The organism is Planctellipticum variicoloris, assembly GCF_030622045.1.
Lineage (GTDB): Bacteria > Planctomycetota > Planctomycetia > Planctomycetales > Planctomycetaceae > Planctellipticum > Planctellipticum variicoloris.
The window spans coordinates 4,060,166-4,087,139 of record NZ_CP130886.1 but is presented as its reverse complement, the minus strand read 5'-3'; the positions used below and the strand labels follow the sequence as shown (position 1 = coordinate 4,087,139).

Below are 26,974 nucleotides of genomic sequence, written 5' to 3'. Positions count from 1 at the left end.
CGATGTTTGATCGTTCTGTCCGAATTCTGCGTTTGAGTTGTGCGGCGGCCTGTCGGTGTTCTCCGGACAGACAATCCGGTTGCGCAGTGACGGAGCGATGCTGCGCCGTTTTCTCGATTCCGACTGAGCAGGTGGCCGTCTGACGTCGTGTCGGGCGGGGGATCATCGGGGACAGTTTTCTTACTCGAAGGAAACCGCAAACATGGCGATTGAGTTTCATTGCTCGAAGTGCGGCAAGTTTCTCAGCACCGACGAAAGCAAGGCCGGTCGGCAGGCCAAGTGCCCTGGCTGCGGCGAGCTGGTCACCGTCCCCGATGCATCGCCCGCAGAGACCGTCGAAGACGCTCCGATCGCGAAATCGCCCCGGCCCTCGCGCCCCTGCCCGATGTGCGGCGCCGACGTCTCGCGCGGTGAGAAAAACTGCCCCGCCTGCGGCGAGGAACTCTCGGCGGACACCAGCCGACCGACGCCCGGCGGTCCAGTGACCATTGAAACAGGCGACGTCATCTCCACAGCCTGGCAGATTACCAAACGCAATCTGGGATTTCTGGTGGCCCTGGTCCTTGTCGCAGGGATTCTCAACCTGCTGGCGGCGTCTCCCGTATATGTCATGAGCTTCATGGCGGAGATGCAGAAGCAGCAAAACGGTCAGGCCGACGCGTCGTTGGTCATCTTCGGCAACCTCTGGCAGATTCCGGCAAACATCTTCGGCGCATTCTTGATGTGTGGCCAGAACATCATTCTGCTGAAACTGGCACGAGGCAAACAGGCCAGTCTCGGAGAACTCTTCAGCGGCGGTCGGTTCTTCTTGCGGATGGTGCTCTGCAACATCGTGTTTGCAATCGCCGTCGGCATCGGATTTGTCCTCTGTATCATTCCAGGCATAATTGTCGCGCTGGCTCTTTCGCCGTTCGCAATGGTGCTGATTGCCGAGGACCTGCCGGGGATTGAGTCGCTGTCGCGCGCCTGGGAGCTGACGAAGGGGAATCGCTTGACCTTGCTGGTGCTTGGATTCGCGTCCACCGGGATCGCGATTCTGGGACTGCTTGCATGTGGCGTCGGGCTGCTGGTGGCGGCTCCATTGATCGCGATGATGAACACCGTCGCCTACCTGCGAATGAGCGGCCAGCCGACGGTCGTCGAAGTCGAAGCCGCGTAAATGTCTGGCCGAAGCGAGGCGCGGGCGGGATTTTCCCCCCGCGCCCTCTTGCCCGCCGGGGCGCTTCGCTAAGATGGTCCCGACCGGGCGGCCACGGAAATCCGCCCGCAGGTCTGCGGCGCGAGATGAGCACGGATGGCACGGCACAAGGTCTTTCAGGGCGGTCCGGATGACGAGGACGACGGTCCGCCCGCCGGCTCGGGTTCCGCCTTCAATCCCGACGACGAGCAGTTCGACGACGAACTGCGCCCTCAAGGACTCGACGAAGTCGTCGGCCAGCGGAAAGTCGTCGAACGCCTGAGAATCGTCCTCGACGCCGCCCGCATGCGAAAAGAGCCACTGGGGCACCTGCTGCTCGACGGCCCCCCCGGACTCGGCAAAACCACGCTCGCGATGGCCATGGCCCGCGAGATGGGGGTCGAATGCCAGATCACCTCCGGTCCGGCCCTGCAGGCGCCGAAGGATCTGCTGTCCTACCTCACCAACGCGGCCCAGGGCTCGGTGCTGTTCATCGACGAGATCCACCGCCTGCCGCCGACCGTCGAAGAATTCATTTACCCGGTCATGGAAGATTTCCGGGTTGACATCGTCCTCGGCGAAGGGCTGAGCGCCCGGACGATCAACATGAAGCTCAAACGCTTCACAATCGTCGGGGCCACGACGCGCAGCGGCATGCTGACCGCCCCATTGCGGGATCGCTTCGTCGTCCGCGAGCACCTCGACTTCTACGAAATCGACGATCTGTCGGAAATCGTCCGGCGGAACGCCCTTAAACTGCGGACCACGACGACGGAAGACTCGGCTCTGCAGCTTGCCAGCCGCAGCCGGGGGACGCCCCGCAAAGCCAATAATCTGCTCCGCTGGGCGCGGGATTTCGCCACGGTCCACGAACCCGAAGGGCGGATCACCGACGAGGTCGTGAAGCGGGCGCTGGCGATGCTGGAAGTCGATCACCTGGGGCTCGAAGCCCAGGACCGGCGCTACCTGCAGACGATCGTCTCGGTCTTCTCCGGCGGGCCGGCAGGGCTCAACGCCATCGGCCACACGATGAATGTCCCCCCCGACACGCTCGAAGACGAAGTCGAGCCGTTCCTGCTGCAGTGCGGCTTCATCCAGCGCACCCCGCGCGGCCGGGTCATCACCGCCTCCGGCCTGGAACACCTGGGCCAGCACCCGCCGAAAGGTCCAGGCCAGCGTGAGCTGTTCTGATCGGGCCCAGGAAAGCAAATCGGGTGGCACGCCCCAGAGGCTCTGCGATGGGCGTGGACTTCTTACCGAAGACACGCCCTGCGAAGACTCAGGGACGTGCCACCCGGAGACGATCGAATCTGACTCTCAACGATCGACGCTCAACCCTCAACGATCCCGCCTACTTCGCCGCCGCCAGGGCCGCATCGTAATCCGGTTCCGAGGCGATTTCCTTGACGTATTCGACGTGCTTGACTTTCCCGTCCGCGCCGACGACGAAGACGGCCCGGCAGAGGATGCGATCGAGCGGGCCGCCCGAGATCAGCACGCCGTAGTCGCTGCCGAAGTCGGTGCAGCGGTGGGCGCTGACCGCCTTGACGTTTTCAACCCCTTCGGCCGCGCACCACCGCTTCAATGCAAACGGCAGATCCATGCTGACGCTGTAGATTTGAACGTTGGGATTGGCCTTGGCGGCGTCGTTGAACTTCTTGGTCTCCAGCGAGCAGACCGAGGTGTCGAGCGAGGGGACGACCACCAGAATGATCGACTTGCCGGGGGTGCTGGCCAGCGAGACATCGGCCAGGCCGGTGTCCTGCAGCTTGAAATCGGGCGCCTGATCGCCGACCTTCAGCTCGCGCCCCTTGAGATCGACCGGACCTCCCTTGAAAGTGACCGCGCCCGTCCGCTTCATGGTTCCATCTCCGTGCAGGTGTCTAGAATGAATGTGCAGGCCCGCGGCCTGATTTTCGCGTTTGCCGCAGCAAGTATTGCAGGGCAGGGGGCGGATTCAAAGCCCGGCGTGAAGAGGATTTACCGTGGAGTCGCAGAGGACGCGGAGAAGACGAAGTCCGGAGAAGAGGGAACCACGAAGCACACGAATGGACGCAAATGAAGACGGGGACGAGGAAGAGTGTGAACCACAGAACGGATGGAGGACACGGAACGGAGAGCATGATTGCGGCCGCTCCGCCCCCTCGCCTGCCGTCCGCGTTGGGAGAGGGGGCCGGGTGAGGGCTCCGAGGCAGTTCCGATCGGGTGACATGAGTAACGCTCTGTGAACTCGACGAGGTCAACCATGTCTCTCCGGCGACTGACACTCATCGAATGGCTGGTTCTCGCTGCGATCGCCGGCGTGCTGGTTGTTTTGTTGACCGGCGGTCGGTCGTTTGAACACGGTTCCTTTCAATTGCATGTCAGTCTGCAAGGCCAGTCTGCCATCCCTGGGCGGATCCGCTGGGGCTTGATTCGACACGGACAGTTCGAGGAACTGGTGCGCGATCCAGAACCGGACACGATCGCCCGATGGCTGGCGACGTTACCGCAGTCAGGCGGTTCAGAATCGCACCCGGTCCGCCTCGACATCGAAGGACGCCAGACCTGGACCGGCGGCTGGAAGTACAAGACCGTTTACCAGTTTGACACCATTCTCGTGGAGTACACGCTCCCCGGCGGCAGCCGGCGGTATCGCGGGATTCCGATCAACCATCGTAAGGGGCAGCAGCATGTGGAGATCAGCGTTCCGGCCGATCCGCCGGAGGAGGACGCGCTGATCCCTCCGGCGTCGCTCGAACGTTAGCCGCCGGATCTGAGATTCTCGAAAGCGGCAGGCTGGCGGTCCATCGCGGGTCAATCTATTAGCAATTATTCGACGTCGATGTTGATCTCGGAGATCGGAGTTCCTTCGGGGAGATCCCTGACCTGCCGATGGACCTGCCCGTGGATGCCGATATGGACGCTGACATCCGTTGTTTCGATGTTGTCGACGTCGTCTTTGCCTCCCAGAACCAGCAGTTGCGTGTGACTGTAGACCTCCCGCGGCTGCAGTGTCAGACCGCATTTCCTCAGTTCGACGATTCGGGCGGGATACATGTGGTCCGTCACGAAATCCCGGTCCTCCAGCAGCTTCTGGAACGATGCGCCGTCATCGGCGACGGGGCGGATTTCGCCGCCAATGACGTCCACAAAGTAAACGGCCTTGGATTCGCCTTGTGCAAAGGCATCTCCCATGGCGGTGAGCAGGACGGGTCGCATGGGCTCGGGCATGGCCCACTCCCAGTGCTCGAGCAAGGAATCGAAGTCAATGCCGTCGGGACTGATCGTCAGGTCGTTCATCGTGATGGGCATGGCAGACTCGCGAACTGAGGGGAAACGGAGTGGAATGATCGGGACATGCCGCTTGAAACTGTACAGTACTCTGGCTGGCCGGCCTCGTTAAGACCCTGCCGCAAAAAAAAATGCTGCGAATGCCTCAAGCCCGGAACGTTCGCACTTCTCGCTTTCAACGGTCACAATACCCAGTCCCGCAATGAGCGATCCGCGTCTGCTCTGCGAAGCCCGAAGCCCGAATCCCGAATCCCGCCCCATGCCCACCTCCCACTACGACTACGACATCGCCGTCATCGGCGCCGGACATGCCGGCTGCGAGGCCGCCCTTGCCGCCGCCCGGCTCGGCGCCCGCACCGTCCTGCTGACCATGAACTGCGACTCCGTCGGCCAGATGAGCTGCAATCCCGCCATCGGCGGCGTCGCCAAGGGGCAGATCGTCCGCGAGATCGACGCCCTCGGCGGTGAAATGGGCCGGGTGATCGACGCGACCGGGCTGCAGTTCCGCATGCTCAACCGGAGTAAGGGGGCCGCCATGCACAGCCCCCGCGCCCAGGCCGACAAGAAGGCCTACCAGTTCGAGATGAAACGCCGGATCGAAGACCAGCCGGGACTGACGCTGCGCCAGGAAACGGTGGAAGGGTTGATAGTTGAGAGGGGAGAGTTGAGAGATGAGAGTCAGAGAGAAGACGAATTCCTCAACGCTCAACACTCAACGCTCAACGCACGCATCACTGGCGTCGCCGTCCGGGGAGGCGGCGTCTACCGCTGCCGGGCGGTCATCGTCACCACAGGGACCTTCCTGCAGGCCATCATGCATACCGGCGAGGCGAAGACCGCCGGCGGCCGGGCCGGCGATGGAACCGTCGCGACGATGTCCGACTCGCTGCGCGAACTGGGGTTCGAGCTGCAGCGATTCAAGACCGGGACCCCCTGCCGGCTGAACGGGCGGACGATTGATTACTCCGTCCTGGAAGAACAGCCGGGGGACGCCGATCCGCAGCCCTTCTCGTTTCTGACCGATCGGATCGAGCAGTCGCAACTCCCCTGCTGGCTGACGGAGACCAACCCGCACGTCCACGCGCTGATCCGGGCGAACCTGCACCGGGCGCCGATGTATTCCGGGCAGATCCAGTCGACCGGGCCGCGGTATTGCCCCTCGATTGAAGACAAGGTCGTGCGGTTCGCCGAGAAGGACTCGCACCACATCTTCCTGGAGCCCGAAGGGCGGAATACGTGGGAGATTTACTGCAACGGCATTTCGACCAGCCTGCCGCGGGACGTGCAGGACGAACTGATCCGCTCCGTCCGCGGGCTGGAGCGGGCGGAGATCATGCGCTACGGCTATGCGGTCGAATACGACTTCGCCCCGCCGACGCAGCTCCAGTCGACGCTCGAAACCAAGCGGGTCGCCGGTCTTTATTTCGCCGGGCAGATTAACGGCACGACCGGCTACGAAGAGGCGGCGGGGCAGGGGCTGATGGCGGGCATCAACGCCGCTCTCAAGTTGAAGGAGGAGCCGCCGCTGATCATCGACCGCAGCCAGGCCTATCTGGGGGTGCTGATTGATGACCTGGTGACGCGTGGCGTCGACGAGCCTTACCGCATGTTTACGTCCCGGGCCGAGTACCGGTTGCTGCTCCGGCAGGACAACGCCGACCGCCGGCTGACGCCGCTCGGCCGGCGCATCGGACTGGTGACGGACGAGCGTTGGCGACGATTTGAGCAGCACGAAGCGGAAATCGCCGCCGCCAACCATCTGCTCAGTCGCGAACGGCATGAGGGGCCGACGCTCGAAGAGTGGTTGCGGCGTCCGGAAGTTGACTGGAGCTGGCTCGCGGAACGCCTGTCCGTCGTGGCGGAATTGACCATCACGGATCGCGCGCGGGAGCAGGTGGAAATCGAGGTCAAGTACGCGGGGTACATCCGGCGGCAGTCGCTGGAGATCGAAAAGCATCAGAAGACGCAATCAATCCGGATTCCCGCGGCGTTCGACTATCACGGCATCCCCCAGTTGCGGCGCGAGGCCCGGGAGAAGCTGGCGAAGGTGAAGCCGGCGGACTTGGGGCAAGCCGGGCGTATCAGCGGGATTACGCCGTCCGACCTGACCGTCCTGATGCTCTACCTCCGCGAACCGGAGCGGCTCACCGGCGCCTCTTCTGCGCCAGTCTGACGCAGGGTGTCGTTGCGCGTGTTTCGCAGAATCCCCTGGAACTGATGGCAAATTGCATCCTGCCGATCGCGTGTTGGCGTTATGCCAGAGACGCTGTGTCTGGAGGATTGACCCGGTCGGGAGGATCGGGGGTTTTTTACTGGTGACCGTAAGCTGCTACCGGGGGGAGGATTAAGAATCTGCGCGGACTTCGGGGGGCGGGAATCCTCGGGGGGGCTAAAGAAGCAAAAGAACGTTGACCGATTTGACAGAATGGATACAATCGGGCTCTGCGGAAAAGTCGGTAAACTCTGCGTTCATGGATTTATCAGTCGTTGAGGTGGCAGCCGGGGGTTGAACCAGGATGGCAACACCCGGTGCAGAGCCTGCCAGTTCCGGTGCACGCCGAGGTTTCGGCCGTCCAGTGCTCCGGTTGGAACCGATCGAGTCCATCCTGGCGGAAACGGAGTTTGCCAGTCCTCTCGCGGAGGGAGTCTGGAGAGGTCATTGCCCCGCGCCCGTGCGCCGTTGAGCGGGCCGCTGCAAAGGATGGATCAGCCCATGAAAACTGTGTTCACGACCGGCGAAGCCGCGAAGATCTGCAAGGTCAGCCAGCAGACGATCATCCGGTGTTTCGATTCCGGGCAGCTCAAAGGGTTTCGCGTGCCGGGCTCCCGGTTCCGCCGGATTCCCCGCGACGTGCTGTTCAAGTTCATGAAAGAAAACGGCATCCCGACCGACGCGCTGGAAAGCGGACGTCGCAAGGCGCTGATCGTCGACGACGATGAAGAGCTCGTCGAACTCATCCGCGACGAGCTCGAACGGGACGGCCGGTTCGAGATTCGCATCGCCAACAACGGTTTCGACGCAGGCATGATGGTCCGGGAGTATCGCCCCGACATCATTGTCCTGGACGTCATGCTGCCGGACATCAACGGCAAGGAAGTCTGTCAGCGGGTCCGCAGCGACTCGGCTCTCGACGACACCAAGATCATCTGTATTTCGGGCATGGTCGAGCACGACAAGATCGAGGAATTGCGGGCGGCGGGCGCCGACGACTTCATGCAGAAGCCGTTCGAAGTCGACGCCCTGATCGACCGGATGTGTCACTTCCTCGACGTCGAACCCGCCGGAGCCTGATCGCAGCGGCCTGACGCCGCGCCGGCAGCAGCGGGCCGGCCGGCTCCGTCAGGTTTGCCAACGTATTCCGAACGCCTCCGGCTCTGCTGCCGGAGGCGTTTGCATAGACCGCTCGGGAAATCTCGCCCCATGTCCGGACAGGCCACAGATTCCGAAGAGGCTCCGGCGAGTTCGTTTTCTCTCGAACCGGATGCCGATCACCTGGCGGCGCTTGGCGAGTTCGCCGCCGGGGCGGGGCACGAAATCAATAATCCGCTGGCCACGATCGTCGGACGAGTCCAGCAACTCCTTCGGGATGAAGTCGACCCGGCGCGCCGGCAGGCGCTGCTGACCATCGGCGCCCAGGCCTATCGCGTACGCGACATGATCGGCGACGTCATGTTGTTCGCCCGCCCCCCCGTTCCGCAGCCGGAACGTTGCCGGCTGGACGATCTGCTTGAGAACGTCATCCAGCAATGGTCCGGCGCCCCGAACTGGCCGGGAGTGACTCTCTCGGCAGGGCCGACCGCGGGAATCACTCTGCTGGTTGATCCCGTGCAGTTTGCCGTGGCTCTGCACGAACTGCTGCGAAACGCCGCTGAGGCGATCTTGCCCGGCGGCGGTGAAATCCGCATTGAGACGACGGTCGAGTCGAACCAGGCGAGAATCGCAGTCCTCGACGCCGGGCGCGGATTTTCCGACGTCGAGCGCCGGCACGCCTTCGACCCGTTCTATTCCGGCCGGCAGGCGGGACGGGGCCTGGGCTTCGGTCTGTGCAAGGTCTGGAGAATCCTGACCGCACATGGCGGACGGATTGCGATTGAGTCCGCGCCCGGCGGACCGACGACCGTCGCCACCTGGTGGCCGGTGACTGAGCGGCCCTGACCGGCTACTGCTGCGGGCTTCCCTGCAGATCGTAGCGCGACTCGATAACCGCACTGTCCCAGACTTTCTTCAGGAACTCGCGCGGAGCTTCGGCCTGGCGTTCTTTGTCGATTTTGTCCTTGATTTCGTTCTGCACCTCGGCAAATTTCCGGACGCCCGCCTCTTCGCGTTCCAGAACTTCGACGACCAGGAACGAATCTTTCCCTTCGAAAATGCCGCTGACTTCGCCGACCGGCAGTTCGAACAGCCGGTTTTCCAGGTCCTTGTCGGCCATGCTCCCCGGCGTAATCCAGTCCCAGTTGCCGCCCGTTTTGGCAAACGGATCCTCGGAGTACTTGCGGGCGACCGCCTCGAAAGGCTGGCCGCGCTGCAGCTCGCCGCGAGCGGTCCGAATTTTCTTCTCGGCCTCGCCGCGGGCGGCCGGTCGAGCATACATGCACTGAATCTGCCGCCAGCGGACCCGCGCCTCGATTTCGAATTCGGACCGGTGTTCGCGATAGTAGTCGACGATTTCCTGCCGCGTCGCTGGATCGGGGCGCGGAATGTTCGCCCGCACGTACTGAATCGCCATGATGTTGGACATGAACGAGTTGCGGATCGTCGCAATGCTCGTATCCCGCTTCCGCAGCTCCTGTTCGAGTTCGGGCTTCGTCGACGCCTTCAGCTCGCGTTTGAGCTTCGGCAGTTCGGCTTCCTCGAACTGCTTTTCAAGCTGCGTTTCGATCTGCTTGATCTGTTCGGCCTTCATGTCGGCCTTCAGCAGCTCGATCAGCAGCCGCCGCTCGATGTGCGACCGCAGGTCCTGTCTCACGATCTGATCGCGCGAAACGCGATATTGTTCGATCATCTGCAGGTATTTGGCCGGCGGCAGAACGTCGCGCTGCTCGGCGATTTTCTGCCGCGCCTGCTGCAGCGGACCGCCGTAACGCTCCACGATCTCCGAACCGAAGACCGGTGCGCCGTTGACGGTCGCCACGACGCTGCTGTTGAACTCGATCGACTCCGCTTCCAGTTCCTCCGCGGTCGGCAGAGACGTCGTCGCCGCGACCGTGAGGATTTCTTCCTTGCCGTCCTCGGCGGCCTTCTCGGCCACCTGGACGTCTTCGGCGTCGGCGATGCGGCGGGGGGCGGCGGCGAAAACGGGATTGTCGTACTTCTTCTTGATGGCGTTACAGCCCATCAGGCAGAGTGCGAACAGGATTCCCGGAATGACTCGTCGCATCAATGGCCCGCCATGGCGAAGGTTTCAGCGTCGGTCCGTGACGCAGACCAGCACGGTCCAACCGTGCGAGCCGGAAGGTGTGCCATATTTCAGGTTTTTCGGGAAAGGCGAAGATGGGAACGGTTTATAGATTGGCGGCTAACGGCACTGCAAGACCGATTTGAACACCGCCAGCAGACTGTCGACGTTGTTGAGCCGGTGCGGCAGCACCAGGAACGCATTTCGATCGTCGACAATCCGTAGCGGATGGGGCGACATCTTCGCCAGCTTCTGAATCTTACGCGGATTCCGGTAGCCGAGGACGCCGTACCCCTCCTCCAGGTGAATGTCGTCGATCTGCCAGTACTGCGCCAGCACCTGCAGTTCCCGAAGCTGCAGCAGTTTTTCCGCCTCCTCGGGAATCGGCCCGAACCGATCGCGCAACTCTTCTCGCATCTGCTCGAGCTGCTCCAGCGATGTGATGCTGGAGAGTTTGCGGTACATTTCGATTTTGGGCCGGCCGGGTGGAACGTAGTTGACCGGCAGGTAGGCCGAAAGCGGCAGGTCCACCGCAACGTGGCGGTTCTCGCGCAGCGGCTCCCGTTTCATCAGCCGGACGGCGTTCTCGAGGAGCTGGCAATAGAGCTCGTAGCCGACGGACGCGATATGGCCGCTCTGTTCGGTGCCGAGAATGTTTCCCGCACCGCGGATTTCCAGATCCCGCATGGCAATTTTGAAGCCGGCTCCCAGCTCGCTGAACTCTTCAATCGCTTTCAGCCGGCGCGACGCCAGCGGCGTCAGCGTCTTGCCTTCGTCGAGCAGCAGGTAGCAGTACGCCCGGTGCTTGTAACGACCCACCCGGCCGCGGAGCTGGTGCAGGTCCGCCAGTCCGTACTGATCGGCCTGGTTGATGAAGATGGTGTTCGCATTGGGGATATCCAGGCCGCTTTCGATGATTGTCGTGGCCACCAGGACATCGGTCCGTCGCGAGACGAACCCCAGCATGGCCCGTTCGAGCTCGTGCTCGGTCATCTGCCCGTGGACGATGTCGACCGTCGCTTCCGGAACCGCCGACCGGATCCGGTCGGCAATCGATTCGATGTTGTAGACGCGGTTGTGGACGAAGTAGATCTGACCGTCCCGGTTCATCTCCCGCACGATCGCCTGACGGATCAGGTGCGTGTCGTACCGCGTGACGCGCGTCTCCACCGCCACGCGATCCTGGGGCGGAGTTTCGAGGCTGGAAATATCCCGGATCCCCATCAGCGACAGGTGCAGCGTCCGCGGAATCGGCGTAGCGCTCAGCGTCAGAACGTCAACCTCCAGCTTGAGCCGTTTGAGCATCTCCTTGGCTTCGACGCCGAACCGCTGCTCTTCGTCGATGACCAGCAGCCCCAGGTCTTTGAAGCGGATGTCGGCCTGCACAATGCGATGTGTCCCAATCACGATGTCGATCCCCCCCCCGGCCAGACCTTCGAGAATCTCCTTCTGCTCGCCGCGAGTCTTGAACCGCGACAGGCAGGCGATCGTGACCGGGAACTCCGCCATCCGCTCGCTGAAGCTGCGGAAGTGCTGCTCCGCCAGGACCGTCGTCGGGACCAGGATGGCGACCTGCCGGCCCGCGTCGACCGCCTTGAAGGCGGCCCGCATGGCGACCTCGGTCTTCCCATAGCCGACGTCGCCGCAGATCAGGCGGTCCATCGGCCGGGGACGTTCCATGTCCTCCTTCAAGTCGGCGATGGCCCGGAGCTGGTCGTCAGTCTCTGTGTACGGGAACGAGGCGTCGAACTCCTGCTGCCAGTGACTGTCGGGCGGACAGGCGATACCGGGCTTGGCCGCCCGCTCGGCCTGAAGCTGCAACATATCCGCAGCAAGATCCGTCACCGCCTCGGCGACCCGTTGCTTCTTCTTCGCCCACGAGTTCCCCCCCAGCTTCGACAGTTCCGGGGCCGTCTTCGCGCCGCCGATGTATTTCTGGACCAGGTGAATCAGCGAGACCGGAACGTAGAGCTTGAGATTCTCCTTGAACTCCAGGTGCAGGTGCTCTTCCTTCTGCCCCTCCTTCTCCAGAATCTGCATGCCGCGGAACCGCGCAATCCCGTGGGCCAGATGGACGACCAGATCCCCTTCGGCCAGATCCAGAAAGCTGTCGATCGCCCGCGATTCGATCCGCTTCTTCCGCGGCGTGCGACGGACTTCCGTCCGGCCGAACAGCTCGTTGTCGCTCAGCACGATCAGCCGTTCGTCCGCCAGCCGGAATCCGCGTGCGACCGAGCCGACGCAGAGCTGGACCTTCCGGCCCAGGTCCGGGTCGTGTTCCGTCAGAAGCTCCTGGAGTCGCTCGCGGGCTCCCTCGTTATGGCAGGCGATCAGTACCCGCTCATCGCGTTGGACGAGGTCCGACAGTTCCTTGAGGGCTTCCCCCCGCGGTCCGGACAGCCGTTCGAGCGATTCCGTCCGCAGCCGGCAATGGATGTCGTACGCCGAGAGAGACAGCGACGACATCTGCAGCAGCGGTCGACGCTGGCAGCGCTCCAGCACCGACTCGACGCTGAACAGCCCCCGCCGGTCGCCGAGCCGGTCCAGATACTGTTTCGCTTCCTCGATCACTTCCGGCAACTGCAGCAGCACAACCCAGCTCTCAGTCGGCAGGGCGTCGACGAACTGCACCCCGGCCGACTCGCCGCCGGCCTGGTCGGCCGCCGGCTTGACCACGGTGATGGCGATCTCATCCAGCGATTTCAGCTTCTGTTGCGACTCGACGTCAAACAGTCGGAGGGAATCAATCTCGTCCCCGAACAGCTCTACGCGGACCGGGTCCGTCGAGTCGACCGGAAAGATGTCGAGAATTCCGCCATGCAGGCAGAACTCGCCCGGCTGCTCGATTGCGGTCATCCGCTCAAAGCCGTGGGCGATCAGCCACGCGGTGAATCCTTCAAGATCCAGCTCGGTCCCGGTCCGCAGCCGGCGAGTCGCCGTTTCCCGCGACTCTCGGCTCGGAACCGGCTGCAGCAGCGCGTGAATCGTCGTCACGACCAGCCGCGGGGGCAGGGGAGCTTCCAGTTCCCGCAAGACCCGCAGCCGGCTCCCCAGGATGGGATCGGTGATGGAGAGTTCGTCCGGAACCGAGTTCCACGCCGGCAGGACCAGCGGAATCGCCCCGCCGAACGACGCCAGGTCGGCCGAGAACTCGTCGACATCCTTTTCCCGTGGCAGAATCACCAGGGTTGTCGTCGGGCAGTCGCGGGCCACCGCCACCGTCGCCACCGGAGCGGCGGAGCCCCAGGTCCCTTCAATTTCCGCCCCCTGGCCCGCCTGCAGCCGCTCCAGCACACGGTCGAAGCCGGTCGATCGACGGACCAGTCCGACCAGCTCGCGCAGCTCCTTCACGCCGGTCGGACTTTCGGACACAGGTCAATCTCCCGTCGGACGGCAATGCAGATCATCCCCGTCGCGAACGCAAGGCGTCCGGCGGGGCAGGGAATTTCCAGTGGACAGATTGTAGGCGCAGCAACGCCGCCTGACGATGTACAGGACCGAGATTCTCGATCGCGAAGCGCCCGCAGTCCAGACGGACGACGCGAAGTCCTCAACCACGAATTACACGAATGATCACGAATGGAAGAGCAGAACAGAGAACGGAAGGACGAGAGAACGGAAGCCGCATTGACCACGGAAGGCACGGAGATCACGGAAGGACTCAGTCGATCGTGTTTCGGAGAGCTTGAACGTTGCTCCTGTGATTGGCCGGCAGCCGAGTGCCAATCGTTCGAGTCTCAGGTCCGTTCCAGCCAAACTCTCCTCTCCTTTTCCGTGACCTCAGTGCTCTCCGTGGTTCCAGGTCTTCTCCTTTCATTCGTGCCCATTCGTGCAATTCGTGGTTCAAACTCCTCGACCCGGCGCTGAGCTACATTTATGGAATATCGTCACAGTTTCCTGATTTCTCACCAGAGCCAGATCAGCAAGGATTGATGGATTCTGGACTCCACTGGGACAAATCGCGTACGCTGTGTGAGATGGTCTTCGGACCGTCGTCTGCGATCCCGCCTGCGTCTCCCCCCTGGAGTGGCTGATGTCCTGTTCGATTCGACGCACGATCCTCGTCGGCAGTCTGCTCCTCGGGCCGGCCGGTTCATTGACCGCCGACGACACGCTGCAGTTCAACCGCGACATCCGCCCGATCCTCTCGGCGAACTGTTTCCAGTGCCACGGCTTCGACGGCAAAGCCCGGCAGGCCGAGCTCCGGCTCGATATCCCCGACGGAGCCTTCACCGAGCACGACGGTCATGTCGCCATCAAGCCAGGACAACCAGACGCCAGCGAAGTCTGGAAGCGGATCTCGTCGACCGACAAAGACACGGTCATGCCGCCCCCCGATTCGCACAAGGAACTGAAACCCGCCGAGAAGGAGCTCCTCCGCCGCTGGATCGAGCAGGGGGCCGGCTATCAGAAGCACTGGGCCTTCGAAGCGCCGGTCCGGCATCCGGAACCGACCGTCAAGAACGAGGGCTGGGTTCGCAATCCCATCGACCGCTTCGTGCTGGCTCGTCTGGAACGGGAAGGTCTCGCGCCGCAGCCGGAAGCCGACCGCGCCACGCTGATCCGCCGCGTCGCCTTCACATTGACCGGCTTGCCCCCCACGCCTGCCGAAGTGGCGAAGTTCGAGGCCGATCAGGCCCCCGACGCCTACGAGAAAATGGTCGAGTCGTACTTCCAGTCTCCGCGCCATGGTGAAGAGATGGCCCGCCACTGGCTCGACGTCGCCCGCTACGCCGACACCCACGGCCTGCATCTCGACAACGAACGGGAAATGTGGGCCTACCGTGACTGGGTGATCCGCGCCTTCAATGCCAACCAGCCGTTCGACCAGTTTACGATCGACCAGCTCGCCGGCGATCTGCTCCCGCAGCCGAGCCTCGATCAGCTCATCGCCACCGGCTTCAATCGCTGCAACGTGACCACCAGCGAAGGGGGCTCGATCGAGGCGGAATTTCTGTATCGCTACGCCGTCGATCGCGCCAGCACGACGGTCCAGACCTGGCTGGGACTGACGGGCGGTTGCGCCGTCTGCCACGATCACAAGTTCGACCCGCTCACGTCGAAAGAATTCTACTCGCTCTACGCCTTCTTCTACAGTTCGGCCGACCCGGCGATGGATCGCAATGTCCGCGATACGAATCCGTTCCAGTCACTGGCGACCGCCGAGCAACTGAAGGAGCTGCAGCAACGGAAAGACAGCGAGGCTGCGGCCCGGGCGAAGCTCGATCAGTTCCTGACCGGTCTGTCCCACGTCGATCCGGCCGATGCCAGCCCGCCGTTGCCCCCCGCCACGTTTGAAGACATCTGGTTCGACGATCACTTCCCGGCGAGCGCCCGCATCACCAGCGAGTCCCGCAACAACCCCACCTGGTCGACCGGCCCGGAGGTTGCCGCTCCGCTCGGCTGGCGGGCCTTGCGGCAGGCCAGCGCCGTCAACTACGACGATAAGTTCGACAACCCCACCCAGTCGCTAGTCATTCCCGATCAGGGCCGGATCTCGGTCTGGGTGAAGCTCGACCCGTTCGAGCCTCCCGACACGCTGATGCTGGAGCTGACCGCAGGGAAGGGGACCCGCCGGGCTCTCTGGGGGAATGCCGAGAAACTCGGCAGCGGCGAGATTGGCAAGCCCGGCCGGTTACGCATCGGTGACCTCCCGCCCCGCGGCCACTGGACCCGCCTTGAAGTCTCCACCGCCCAGCTCGATCTCCCGCCGGGCGACACCGTCCGCATCGTGGCCCTGGCGCAGTATGGCGGAATCGTCGAGTGGGACGGACTCACCATCACCGGCGAGCTGAAACCGGCCGACGACCCGCGGGCCTCCTTTCGCAAGTGGTGGACCACCCGGACCGGTCAGGACACGCACGGCGTGCCCGGTGATCTGAAAGACGTCCTCAAGAACGGTCCGGAGAAGGAAGCCACGCCCGAACAGAAGGCTGCGCTGCTGAAGTTCTACCTCCGCGAAATCGCCCGGCCGACGACTCCCGAATGGCAGGCGCTGGCCAACGACGCCGAGGCCACTCTGGCCAGCCGGATCACGTTCGAGGACCAGATTCCCGGCACGTTCATCTTCAAGGATCTCGCGGAGCCGCGCGACGCATTTATCATGCTGCGCGGCCAGTACGACAAGCCGGGCGAAAAGGTCGAGCCGGGCGTCCCCGCCATCTTCCCGCCGCTCAAGCCCGCCGAAGGCCAGACCCGGCTCAACCGCCTCGATCTCGCCCGCTGGCTGGTCTCTCCCGAACAGCCGGCGACTGCTCGTGTCACCGTCAATCGGTTCTGGCAGCAGGTCTTCGGGACCGGGCTGGTCAAAACCAGCGACGACTTCGGTTCGCAGGGTGAACCTCCCAGCCATCCCGAGCTCCTCGACTGGCTGGCGCTCTGGTATCCGGAACACGGTTGGGATACCCGCGAACTCCTCCGCCTGATGGTTCACTCTGCGACCTTCCGCCAGCAGGCGACGACGCTTCCTGAAGTCTTCGCTCACGACCCCGAAAATCGCCTGCTCGCCCGCGGCGCCCGCCTCCGGCTGGAAGCCGAGCAGGTCCGCGACAACGCCCTGTTCGTCAGCGGATTGATCAACCTCCAGATGGGCGGTCGAGGCGTGAAGCCCTATCAGCCGCCGAACATCTGGGAACCGGTCGGCTACGCCAACAGCAACACGCGATTCTTCCTGCAGGATCACGGCCCGGACCTCTACCGCCGGAGCGTCTACTGCTTCCTGAAACGGACCGCCCCGCCGCCGTTCATGAGCAACTTCGACGGTCCCAATCGCGAACAGTTCTGCACCCGTCGCGAACGGAGCAATACCCCGCTGCAGGCCCTGCAGCTTCTGAACGACATCCAGCACTTCGAGGCCGCCCGGGCCTTCGCGCATCGCCTGATCCGCGAAGGTGGCGAGACTCCGGAATCACGAATCCGCTTCGGCTGGCAGGCCGTCCTCTCCCGCTCTCCGGACGCCCAAGAGCTGCAACTGGTCACTCAGGCGTTTGAACGCGCCCGTCAGCGCTTTGCCGCCGCCCCGGACGACGCGGCCCAGGCCGTCCGGGTTGGAGAATCGCCCGTGCCGACCGACGTCCCCGCGACCGAACTCGCCGCCTGGACCATCGTCGCCAACCTCCTCCTCAACCTCGACGAAACCGTCAACCGAAATTGATCTTTAGTTATTGGTTATTAGTGATTGGAACGGCGGAAGACCGCCTTTTGCAAAGAACAACGGACCAGGGGGCCGCCTTCGGGCCGTACAGATCGCCAAATACCAAAGGCCCGTCCGCGGGCCGCACCAATAGCCAATAACAAATAACCAATGACAAAAGGCCCGTCCTCGGGCCGTACCAATAACAGGATTCTTCAATGCATCCGATCTTCGAGAATCAGCTCGCACTGACCCGACGTCAGTTCTTCGGCAATTCGGGGATGCGTCTCGGCGGCGCAGCGCTCGGGATGCTGGCCGCTCAATCCGCGAGCACCCGTCCTGCCGCGGCGGCCGACACGGGATCGCAAATGTTCCCCGCGCTGCCGGGGCTGCCGCACTTTACGCCGCGGGCGAAGTCAGTCATCTATCTGCACATGAATGGCGGCCCGTCGCAGCTCGATCTGTGGGACTACAAGCCGGGCCTCAAGGAGCACTTCGATGCCGACCTCCCCGACAGTATCCGTCAGGGCCAGCGGATCACCACGATGACCAGCGGCCAGAAACGGCTGCCGGTCGCCCCCTCGAAATTCGCCTTCACCCAGCATGGCGAATGCGGTCGGTGGGTCAGCGAACTGCTGCCGCACACGGCCAAAGTGGTCGACGACATCGCCCTGGTGAAGTCCGTCTACACGAACGCCATTAACCACGACCCCGCCTGCACCTTCGTGATGACTGGCAGCGAAGTCCCCGGCAAACCCAGCCTGGGTTCCTGGGTGTCGTACGGGCTCGGCAGCGTCAGCAACGACCTGCCGTCGTTCGTGGTCCTCACGCCCACCTGGTCCTCCAGCGCCGCCGCCCAGGCCCTCTTCACCCGCATGTGGAGCAGCGGCTTCCTGGCGTCCCGCTACACCGGCGTAGCCCTCCGCAGCCAGGGAGACCCGGTCCTGTATCTGCAGAACCCTCCCGGCATTCGACCGTCCGACCGCCGGGCCATGCTCGACACGCTCGCCGCCCTCAACGAGAAGACCTACGCCCGATTCGGCGATCCGGAAACGCAGACCCGCATCGCGCAGTACGAAATGGCCTTCCGCATGCAGTCCAGCGTGCCGGAGCTCGTCGACCTCTCCGGCGAAACGAAAGCCACGCTGGAAATGTACGGTCCCGAAGTCCAGGTCCCGGGGACCTTCGCCGCCAGCACGCTGCTGGCCAGACGGATGATCGAACGGGGCGTCCGCGTCGTCCAGCTCCTGCACCGCGGCTGGGATCAGCACGGCAATCTGCCGGACAACATCAGCGCCCAGTGCCGGGATACCGATCAGCCAATCTACGCCCTCCTCACCGACCTCAAACAGCGGGGACTGCTCGATTCGACCCTCGTCGTCTGGGGCGGCGAGTTCGGCCGGACCGTCTACTCGCAGGGAACGCTCACCAAAGAGAACTACGGCCGAGATCACCACCCGAAGAACTTCTGCATGTGGATGGCCGGCGGCGGCATCAAGGGGGGGATCAGTTACGGTGAGACCGACGACTTCAGCTACAACGTCGTCGACAAGCCGGCCCACGTGAACGACCTCAACGCCACGGTTCTCGACTGCCTGGGCATCGATCACGAACGCTTCACCTACAAGTTCCAGGGACTCGAACAACGTCTGACCGGCGTCGAAAGCCCGCATGTGATCAAGGACCTGCTGCTGTAGCGACCGCCGGTCGACTGCCGGGAGCCGCGACGGCCTGATTTCGCCGCCGGTGTTCCGACCGCGGCTTCCGCCTGATCGACGTGCATCGCCAGCTCGCTCAAGCGATCATGGCCTGTTCCGCGACATGGAATACCCCTCTCACCTCTTGAATGCCGAGAAACCGATGAACGAAGGAATGACGCGACGCGAAGCCCTCGCCGCCGGAGCAACCGCCATGACCGTGGCCGGTCTGACCCCCTCCCTCTTCGCTCAGGACGCAGCCGCTGGCTGGATCGACGCCCACTCGCACATCTGGCCCCCCACCGCCGACAAGTACCCGCTCACTGCCGGCCAGACCGTCAAGGATCTCAACCCCCCCAGCTTCACCGACGACGAGCTGATGGCGATCGCCGGCCCCGAAGGGGTCACCCGCGTCGTGCTGATTCAGCACTCGGTCTACCACCTGTTCGACAATTCCTACCTGATCGACGCCGTCAAGCGGCACCCGAAACGCTTCCGCATCGTCGGCATGGTGGACGACCATCAGCCCGGCGCCGGCGCGGCCGCGAAGAAACTCCTGCCCCTCGGCGTCACCGGCTTCCGCATCACCCCCTTCATCCGCAAGGAGGACCAGCAGGCCAGGTGGCTCGACACCCCGGGCATGCACGAAATGTGGAAGACCGGCGGCGAAACCCGCCAGGCCATGTGCTGCCTGATCAACCCCGACCAGCTCCCGGGCGTCGATCGGATGTGCGAAAAGTACCCGGACACGCCGGTGGTGATCGACCACTTCGCCCGCATCGGCGTCGACGGCCAGATGCGCGACGCCGACCTCGACAAGCTTTGCCGCCTGGCCCGCCACAAGCACGCCAGCGTCAAGATTTCAGCATACTACGCGCTCGGGCAGAAGCAGCCGCCCCACCTGGAGCTGATCCCCATGATCAAACGGCTCTACGACGTCTTCGGCCCCAGCCGGCTGATGTGGGCCAGCGATGCTCCCTACCAGGTCCAGGGCGAGAACAACTACAAAGCCTCGATCAGCCTCGTCCGCGACAAGCTGGACTTCATTACCCCCGCCGACCGCGACTGGCTCCTCCGCAAAACCGCCGAACGAGTGTTCTTCTTCACGTAGGGTGCATCTGGACGCACCTCATCGAGTTTCATCGCTTCGGATTCAGCCGGACGACAAAGACAGGTACGTCGCAACGCACCTTGCCGATCGGCGCACGGTCGCCGGTCCTTCTCCGCGCCGCCTCCCGCGGCTATACTTCCCCATTGGCCGATTCACCGCCCCGCGGGATGCGGGCGGGACCTCTTTTTGACTGCGACCGCCGACATGGACCAGGAACTACAGGGCAAAGCCCGCCAGTTGATCGCCCGCATTCTCCATCTCCGAGACTCTCTTTGACTGGGCTGGCAAGAAAACTCGCGCCACCGAAATCGGAGAACTGATGGCCGCCGCCGGCTTCTGGGATAACCAGGACCGCGCCCAGCCATTGATGGACGAACTGCGACAGCTCAACGCCAGTCTCAAGCCGATCAATGAGCTCATTGCCGGCTCCGATGATCTCGAAGCGATGCTGGAACTCGCCGCCGAGGACGACTCCGGCGAGGCCGAACAGGAAATCGCCGCCGCTCTGCCGGATCTCGAAACGAAGTTCGCCGCTGTCGAGCTGCAGGCCATGCTGGCGCAGCCCGAAGACTCGTTGTCAGCCTACCTCTACGTGCAGGCCGGGGAAGGGGGAACCGACGCCTCCGACTGGGCGCAGATGCTGCTCCGCATGTACGAGCGCTGGGCCGAGGAACGGGGCTTCCAGACCGAGCTGCTCGATATCTCCCCCGCCGAAGAAGCCGGCATCCGGAACGCCTCGATCGCCATCCGCGGACCCTACGTCTTCGGATTGCTCAAGGGCGAAACCGGCGTCCATCGGCTGATCCGCATCAGCCCGTTCGACGGCGCCGGCCGGCGGCAGACGTCGTTCGCCGCCGTCGATGTGGTCCCGGAGTTCGACGACAACTTCACAATCGACATCGACTGGTCCCAGGATGTCCGCGAAGACGTCGCCCGGGCCGGCGGCGCCGGCGGACAACACGTCAACAAGACCGAATCGGCCGTCCAGCTCACCCACCTGGCGACCGGACTGTCGGTCCGCTGCCAGAACGAACGGAGCCAGCACAAAAACCGGGCCACCGCCCGGAAGATGCTGACCGCAAAGCTCTACCAGATGGAACGCGATCGCCGGGATGCCGAAAAAGCCGCCAAACGGGGCCAGAAGTCCAAAATCGGCTTTGGCGGCGAAACGGTCCGCAACTACGTCCTCCATCCGGACTCGTACGTGAAGGACAACCGCTCCGGCCTCAAGACCAGCCAGCCCCAGGCCATGCTCGACGGCAAGATCGACCCGTTCCTCGAAGCCTACCTCCGCTGGAGCCTCGACCAGCCCGCAGAATAGTCGGCCGGAGAAGAGAGGGAGGGAGCCAGCAACACTGGTTCCCAGGCTCTGCCTGGGCTGCGCGAAATCCGTCGTTTTCAGGGGCAATTGGCCTCGGCGAATCGTCGCGTTTTTGTTCCACTGGGCTTTTTGTTCAAGGAGGAACGTCATGACCTGCGAAACCAGCGAAACAGCCGTCGCCCGGTATTCGTCGCCGGCGGGCAAGTTGGTGCGGTTCTTCGAGCGGAGTCGCAATCGGTGGAAGGCGAAGTCCGGCCAGTGGAAGCGAACCTGCAAGCTCCTGCAGAACCAGACCCGCGCCGTCGAGAAGAGCCGCGCGATGTGGCGCACGCGGGCCGCCGCGGCCGAACGCCGCGCGGCGGACCTGGAACGTGAGATCGCCGCCTTAAAATCCGGGCGCTGACCGGGTCGCCGACGCAGCCCCTGGCCCCCTCCCGGACGCCGTCCGACCGGCCCATCATGCGTATTCGGCAGCGGCCATCGGCCTGACGTTGCAGTTCTGTCTGGCCGGAGCGGTCAGCTTTCGCGGCTGCCGGGCGGTGGTCGAACTGCTGCGGGACAGCCTGCCCCAGTTCCGGGGGGCTCCTGCGGCCAATACTGCGGAAGCGTGGCTGCTGCGGCTGGGACTGCACGAGTTGCGGCGGCCCAAGGAATTCGCCGCCGACTGGGTGTTCCTCGTCGACCACACGCTGCAACTGGGGTCGCGGAAGTGTCTGGTCATCGCGGGGCTGCGATTGTCGGCGTGGAAAGCGCTGACGGCGCCGCTGACGCACCAGGATCTGACGCTGCTGGCGCTGCAGCCGGTCGAAAAATCCAGCGGCGAGATCGTCCAGCGGCAGCTCGCGGCTGCGGCCGGGCTGGTCGGCGTGCCGGCCGCCATCCTCAGCGACGAGGGTTCGGATCTTCTCGGCGGCGCTCAGCGTTTCCGCGAACAGCACCCGACGACGCAGGTGCTGCACGACATCGCCCACAAGACGGCGATCGTGCTCAAGCACGAACTGCTCGCCGATCCGCGGTGGATCGCGTTCGTCAAACACTGCGGGCAGACGCAGCCACGGGTGAAGCAGACGGAACTCGGACACCTTGCTCCCCCCACGCAGAAAGTCAAAGGGCGTTACTTGAACTTGGGGCCGCTGATCGGCTGGGGCGCCCGCATGCTGCGGCTGATCGACACGCCCGCGGCCGAACGTCCCGCGGGTCTCGACCTGACGCGGCTCGAGGAGAAGTTCGGCTGGATCCGCGACTTCCGGGAGGCGCTCGTGGACTGGAACGACTTGCAGGCGGTCAAGGACCACATGCTGGAGTTCCTGCGCGTGGCGGGCTACCACGCCGCCGCCGGCGAGACGCTGCGCCGGCAACTGGAGACGGTGGCCCGAACGCCTGCCGGTGAGCGTGCGGCGGCGCGGCTGGTGGAGTTCGTGAGCGAGCAGTCGAGCGGCGTGCTCCCCGGACAGAGTCTGCCGGCCAGCAGCGAAGTGCTGGAATCGCTGATCGGCAAGGGCAAGCGTTTGCAGGGCCAGCACAGCCGCGGCGGCTTTACGAAACTGATTCTGGGGATGGCCGCGTCGGTCGTGCGGATCAGCGAGGAAAAGATCTGCGAAGCCCTGAACGCCGTGCGGCATCGCGACCTGCTCGCGTGGATCGACGACCACTTAGGCAAGTCGCTGACAGCCCAGCGCCGCCAGGCCCTCCCCGTCCTTCCAGGAACAAAAGCCGGATCAACCGGGACCGCCAACAATTGACGATTTCGCGCAGCCCAGGCTCTGCCTGGGAACCGGCTGGTGGCGAGGCTCTGCCTCGCTCTTCCATCTTGAGGGCGCGAAGGGAAGAGGGCGCAGAGCGTCCAAAGGCGACGTTCCCAGGCAGGAGCCTGGGAACTAGGTCAAAGACTGAGAAGATCCGGAAAGTGAAAAGTGAGTAGTGCAAAATGAAGGAGTCGCCACCCGGCCGTGGATCAAGTTCTCCGTCACTTTGCACTCATCACTACTCAATACTCACTTTTCACTCTCCTGATTTCTTCGCCGCGCCCTCGCGGTAAACCCCTTCCTCTTCAGATCCCTGACCCCCACTCCCCATCCAGGCTCTTCACCGACCCGTCCCAGCCCCGGGCCAGCATCGCGCGGTGCACCCGCTCCGCCCGGTCCCACGCCCGCAGCAGCAGTTGACCGAGCATCATCGCCGACGTCTTCCACGCCACGCGCCAGCCGACCGGCCGAGACGTCCGCGCTGCGCGCGCCTGCTTCATCCGGTCCAGTTCGTCCCACAAAATGAACAGAAACCGGTACATGAACCCCAGCATCGCCACCAGCACCAGCGGCACGTGCCATCGCCGCAGCGTCGCCAGCAGTTCGGGGAATGGCAGCACGTGAATCAGCCACAGACCCGCCAGAAAACAGACGGTGCAGCGCAGCCATAGCCCCGCCGCCCACAGCCAGCCCGCCTCGTCCGGCTGCCCCAGCGGGGCCGACAGTCCCAGCAGGAAAATCGGCGGCAGAAACCAGCCCAGCCGCCGCAGCAGATACTCCAGCGGCACCTCCGCCAGGCTCAGCCCGGCGAATACGACAACGGTCAGCAGCCCCAGCAGCGGCCAGCGGTTAAAATCGAGCAACCCCGCCAGCACCAGCACCGTCAGCGTGATCCCCAGCCGCCAGCCGGGCGACAGCCGATGACAGGGGGTGGCCGGCGGCGGCTTTCGCCCGATGTCACTGGCCATGCCCGTTGCCCGCCAGCGGTCCGCCAGCCAGGGAGAGCTTCGCCGCCCGACCCATCGCGATCGCCGCACCGAAGACAACCATCGTCCCCAGAATGCCCGCCAGCGCCACCGACGCGCCCGCCCAGGCTTCCGGAATCACCGGTATGGCATAGTCCTCCAGCACGATGGGCCGGGATTCCGTCGCCAGAGCCTCGAATCCCAGCGACTGGCCGACCGCGTCCAGACCGTCCGGCCATTCCGAAGCCCACGGTGCAGCCAGCGCCGCGATCGCCAGCGCCATCGTCAGACCGGCCCACATCACCGCGCGCCAACCGCCGGAACCCCGTTCAGCATGTCCCAGCACCACATCCGGCCGCCGTGCCCACAGAAACCCGAGAACCAGCCCCGTAATGATCGCCTCGCCAACGCCGATCGCCGCGTGATACAGCACCATCAGGCTCAGCACGGTTCCCGGGCGAAACGCCGTGCCGCGCTGTGACAGGGCGAATTCGAGACAGAAGCACGCCGCCGCAGCCAGAACCGACAGATAGGCCGCTCCCATCGCCGACATGATCGTCGCCGGGCCGCCCTTCCCGAGAAATCGCCGAAACACCTGCTCGATGGCCCAGCCCCCCCAGGCGCCGACAACCCCCATATTCAGCACGTTCGCCCCCAGCGACAGCAGCCCGCCGTCGCTGAACATGACCGCCTGCACGATCAGCACCAGCGTGATCGCCAGGCATCCGGCCCACGGCCCCAGGACCGTCGCGGCAAGCACGCCCCCCAGCAGGTGACCCGAAACCGGCGCTCCCAGCAGCGGAAAATTCACCATCTGACCCGCAAAAATCAGCGCCGCCATCATGCCGGTCAGCGGCACCGCCCGGTCCGACAGATCTTCGCGGACCTTCTTGAGACTCCAGCCCACCGCCAGCAGGCTCAACGCACCGCACGCCACGCAGACTTCGGGACTCAGGATGCCATCGCGAATATGCATGGGCGGGCTCGGCGCGGGAAGCAGGTTTTCGAGGTCGCTGAGACCGCCACATGGCCGGTCGGCGGGAATCTGCACTCTAGTTCTGCCGCGTGGCGTTTGCAAACGGACCCCGACTCAGGGAGGATGCCGGATTCATTGCGCGAAGGATTCTTCACACCCCGCCGTCAGGACTGCCGACCATCTCTGTTCCACCGCTTCCTGCTGAAATCGACCAATCTCCCGAATGCCACCTGCTTCGCCGCCTGCGGGCAACCCCGGACCTGCTGGCCCGTGTCGTCGCCGGACGCGGGGGATCCACCGAGCTCGCCTGGCAGAAAACGCTCCGCCGCGACTTCTCCGACGACCTCGTCCGCGCCGCCATCGGCCTCGTCGAGCTCCGCCAGCGCGCGACCGCAAAATTCAGCCGCGCCGCCGAGATGTGGTTCGACCGCCAGGGCCTGGAGCAGAGCACCTCCGAACTCGTCGCCCGTCATAAAGCCCAACGGTTCACCGGACCGGTGACCGACCTCTGCTGCGGTATCGGCAGCGATTCGATCGCCCTGGCCGCCGGTCACCCGGTGACCGCGGTCGATCTCAACCCGGAGACGCTCCTCCGGATGGCCTGGAACGCCGAAGTCCAAGGCGTCCGCGAACGGATCACTCCCGTCTGCGCCGATATTCTGGCACTGACCGACTTTTCCGGGCTGGTCCACATCGACCCCGACCGTCGACCGGGTTCGGCCGGCCGGGTCTCCCGCATCGAAGACTACGTCCCGCCCCTGGAATGGCTGCAGACCTTGCGGGATCGAGTCGAAGGGGGCGCCATCAAGGTCGGCCCCGCCAGCAACTTCGGCGGCAAATTTCCCGACGCCGAAGTCGAATTGATCAGCCTCCACGGCGAATGCAAAGAAGCCACCATCTGGTTCGGCAGCCTGGCAAGTTCCGCTCCGTTCCGGGCGACGGTCCTCCCCGCCGGCGCGACGCTGGCCGGACATCCGCTCGACGCCGCCGCGCCGCGGAGCGGCACGCTGCAGTACGTCTACGACCCCGATCCCGCCGTCGTCCGCGCGGGGATGGTCGACTTGTGCGCCGAACAACTGGGATTGTCGCGGCTCGACGACGCCGAGGAGTATCTCACCTCCGCCGAGCCGGTCGACTCCCCCTTCGTCCATCGGTTCGAAGTCCTCGCCGACCTGCCGAACAACGACCGGGATCTGCGGGCGTTTCTGCGGTCCACGCGGGTCGCGTCGGTGGAAATCAAATGCCGCCACATTCCGGTGCAGGCCGAAGCGCTGCGCCGCAAGCTGCCGCTGGTTCCCAAGGGAGAGTCCCTCGCCGTGATCTTCGCCCGCGTCGCCGGCAAAGCCCGCATTCTGGTCGCCCGTCGCCAGTCCTGAAAGAGCCGTGACCCGCTCCGGATGAACCGGAACGGGTCACGTGACATTTCGCAGGCCGCAATCGGACGAGGAACGGCTATTCCTGAGTCGCTTCGCGGAAGGGGAAGAACGCGAACGGCTCAACCGTCCCGACTTCCGGCAGGGGATTGCGCTGAATGCGGAACGGGAAGCGATAGGCGACCACCTTGCCCGACGTCAGCTCGCCGATGTAGAGCAGTCCGCTCGCCGTCTGCACGCCGCGCGCGCTGTTCAAATTTCCCACACCGGGAATCATCGTGTACTGGGCCTTCGCCCCTTCGCCAGCCACCTGAAAATCGCCGGCAATGTTCCGTGCCCAGAAATTCGTGAACGTCGCCGACTGGGGGTTCAGCAGTGCGCCGTGCAGCCGCCCCGTCAGAAAGTCCAGAACAAAAATCGCCTCCGGGCTCGCGAGACCCACTTCCACCGTGCAGATGGCGAACCGCTGATCGCGGTCGGTCGCAACCGCGTAGGCCTGCTCGTGGGGCCAGATATAGGCCACGCACAGTCCCGCCAGAAATCCGCACACCAGCCATGCCAGACGCTGATCTTTCAGCCGAGTTGCCACGTCCCGTCCTCCCCAGGGCCAGATCTCCCCACGCACCGCCGATGGGGCGGCGTCGACGACCGTCGACTTTTCCGCTTCATGCTAACGAACTGCGCGCGTTCGCTCCAGAGCCTCTCTGGACTGCGAACCCGACGGCGGCGGAGTTGGCATTCCCCCGAACTCAGCGGTATTCTTCCTGTTCATTTCGGAACACCCGACGCGGACCGGTTCCCACAGCAT

The 26,974-nt window shown here is 64.2% G+C and carries 20 protein-coding genes; 13 read left to right on the top strand and 7 right to left on the bottom strand.

All coding sequences use genetic code 11. The features are described from left to right. Nucleotides 1-202: 202 nt before the first annotated feature. Nucleotides 203-1,159 carry a zinc ribbon domain-containing protein gene (locus SH412_RS15860; RefSeq protein ID WP_336518990.1) on the top strand — a complete coding sequence of 319 codons (957 nt, stop codon included), beginning with the start codon at nt 203-205 and terminating at the stop codon, nt 1,157-1,159. Between the two features lie 135 nt (nt 1,160-1,294). Then, nucleotides 1,295-2,368 (top strand): Holliday junction branch migration DNA helicase RuvB, encoded by a 1,074-nt coding sequence (gene ruvB, locus SH412_RS15855; protein WP_336518989.1) that lies wholly within the window; start codon nt 1,295-1,297, stop codon nt 2,366-2,368. Between the two features lie 160 nt (nt 2,369-2,528). On the opposite strand, the gene tpx is transcribed toward ruvB, so the two are convergent. Beyond that, complete coding sequence (tpx, locus tag SH412_RS15850; protein ID WP_336518988.1) at nt 2,529-3,038, bottom strand: thiol peroxidase; 510 nt, start codon at nt 3,036-3,038, stop codon at nt 2,529-2,531. A 384-nt stretch (nt 3,039-3,422) separates the two neighbouring features. Between tpx and SH412_RS15845 the strand changes: the two genes are divergently transcribed. After that, entirely contained in the window at nt 3,423-3,923 is a 501-nt protein-coding gene (locus tag SH412_RS15845) for a hypothetical protein (protein ID WP_336518987.1), read from the top strand. Between the two features lie 65 nt (nt 3,924-3,988). Here the strand turns inward: SH412_RS15845 and SH412_RS15840 are convergent, their stop codons facing one another. After that, nucleotides 3,989-4,471 carry a T6SS immunity protein Tdi1 domain-containing protein gene (locus SH412_RS15840; RefSeq protein WP_336518986.1) on the bottom strand — a complete coding sequence of 161 codons (483 nt, stop codon included), beginning with the start codon at nt 4,469-4,471 and terminating at the stop codon, nt 3,989-3,991. Nucleotides 4,472-4,709: 238 nt separating this feature from the next. Between SH412_RS15840 and mnmG the strand changes: the two genes are divergently transcribed. The 3 genes from mnmG (at nt 4,710) to SH412_RS15825 (ending at nt 8,606) form a co-directional block, all read left to right on the top strand. Then, nucleotides 4,710-6,623 carry a tRNA uridine-5-carboxymethylaminomethyl(34) synthesis enzyme MnmG gene (mnmG, locus tag SH412_RS15835; RefSeq protein WP_336518985.1) on the top strand — a complete coding sequence of 638 codons (1,914 nt, stop codon included), beginning with the start codon at nt 4,710-4,712 and terminating at the stop codon, nt 6,621-6,623. Between the two features lie 540 nt (nt 6,624-7,163). Further along, nucleotides 7,164-7,742 (top strand): response regulator, encoded by a 579-nt coding sequence (locus tag SH412_RS15830; RefSeq protein ID WP_336518984.1) that lies wholly within the window; start codon nt 7,164-7,166, stop codon nt 7,740-7,742. Nucleotides 7,743-7,871: 129 nt separating this feature from the next. Beyond that, nucleotides 7,872-8,606 carry a sensor histidine kinase gene (locus SH412_RS15825; protein ID WP_336518983.1) on the top strand — a complete coding sequence of 245 codons (735 nt, stop codon included), beginning with the start codon at nt 7,872-7,874 and terminating at the stop codon, nt 8,604-8,606. 4 nt (nt 8,607-8,610) lie between these two features. Here SH412_RS15825 and SH412_RS15820 read toward each other — a convergent pair whose 3' ends face one another. After that, nucleotides 8,611-9,828 carry a peptidylprolyl isomerase gene (locus SH412_RS15820; protein WP_336518982.1) on the bottom strand — a complete coding sequence of 406 codons (1,218 nt, stop codon included), beginning with the start codon at nt 9,826-9,828 and terminating at the stop codon, nt 8,611-8,613. A gap of 138 nt (nt 9,829-9,966) precedes the next feature. Continuing rightward, nucleotides 9,967-13,218 (bottom strand): transcription-repair coupling factor, encoded by a 3,252-nt coding sequence (gene mfd / locus SH412_RS15815; RefSeq protein ID WP_336518981.1) that lies wholly within the window; start codon nt 13,216-13,218, stop codon nt 9,967-9,969. Nucleotides 13,219-13,879: 661 nt separating this feature from the next. Between mfd and SH412_RS15810 the strand changes: the two genes are divergently transcribed. The 6 genes from SH412_RS15810 to SH412_RS15785 all read left to right on the top strand — a co-directional run bounded on the left by SH412_RS15810 (nt 13,880) and on the right by SH412_RS15785 (nt 22,849). Next, complete coding sequence (locus SH412_RS15810) at nt 13,880-16,999, top strand: PSD1 and planctomycete cytochrome C domain-containing protein (protein WP_336518980.1); 3,120 nt, start codon at nt 13,880-13,882, stop codon at nt 16,997-16,999. A gap of 197 nt (nt 17,000-17,196) precedes the next feature. Then, entirely contained in the window at nt 17,197-18,675 is a 1,479-nt protein-coding gene (locus SH412_RS15805; protein WP_336518979.1) for a DUF1501 domain-containing protein, read from the top strand. 175 nt (nt 18,676-18,850) lie between these two features. Beyond that, a complete protein-coding gene (locus tag SH412_RS15800; protein WP_336518978.1) occupies nt 18,851-19,786 on the top strand; it encodes an amidohydrolase family protein in 936 nt (311 codons plus the stop codon). 204 nt (nt 19,787-19,990) lie between these two features. Next, nucleotides 19,991-21,107 (top strand): peptide chain release factor 2 gene (gene prfB, locus SH412_RS15795; protein ID WP_336524166.1). Its coding sequence is split into 2 segments (ribosomal slippage): nt 19,991-20,059 and nt 20,061-21,107, totalling 1,116 coding nucleotides; the frame shifts between segments, so codons are not numbered across the junction. Between the two features lie 148 nt (nt 21,108-21,255). Then, the gene (locus tag SH412_RS15790; RefSeq protein ID WP_336518717.1) at nt 21,256-21,510 is read left to right on the top strand and encodes a hypothetical protein; all 255 of its coding nucleotides are present in this window, start codon (nt 21,256-21,258) and stop codon (nt 21,508-21,510) included. 88 nt (nt 21,511-21,598) lie between these two features. Further along, nucleotides 21,599-22,849: a hypothetical protein gene (locus SH412_RS15785; RefSeq protein WP_336518718.1), complete on the top strand. Its 1,251-nt coding sequence runs from the start codon at nt 21,599-21,601 to the stop codon at nt 22,847-22,849. 308 nt (nt 22,850-23,157) lie between these two features. Here SH412_RS15785 and SH412_RS15780 read toward each other — a convergent pair whose 3' ends face one another. Next, nucleotides 23,158-23,820 carry an energy-coupling factor transporter transmembrane component T family protein gene (locus SH412_RS15780; RefSeq protein WP_336518977.1) on the bottom strand — a complete coding sequence of 221 codons (663 nt, stop codon included), beginning with the start codon at nt 23,818-23,820 and terminating at the stop codon, nt 23,158-23,160. Next, on the bottom strand, nt 23,810-24,793 hold the full coding sequence (locus SH412_RS15775) for an energy-coupling factor ABC transporter permease (protein ID WP_336518976.1): 984 nt from the start codon (nt 24,791-24,793) through the stop codon (nt 23,810-23,812). Before SH412_RS15775 ends, SH412_RS15780 begins: the two co-directional genes overlap by 11 nt. An 89-nt stretch (nt 24,794-24,882) precedes the next feature. On the opposite strand from SH412_RS15775, the gene SH412_RS15770 reads away from it, so the two are divergent. Then, nucleotides 24,883-26,169: a THUMP-like domain-containing protein gene (locus SH412_RS15770; RefSeq protein ID WP_336518975.1), complete on the top strand. Its 1,287-nt coding sequence runs from the start codon at nt 24,883-24,885 to the stop codon at nt 26,167-26,169. A 76-nt stretch (nt 26,170-26,245) separates the two neighbouring features. On the opposite strand, the gene SH412_RS15765 is transcribed toward SH412_RS15770, so the two are convergent. Further along, entirely contained in the window at nt 26,246-26,755 is a 510-nt protein-coding gene (locus tag SH412_RS15765; RefSeq protein ID WP_336518974.1) for a hypothetical protein, read from the bottom strand. Between the last annotated feature and the right edge of the window lie 219 nt (nt 26,756-26,974).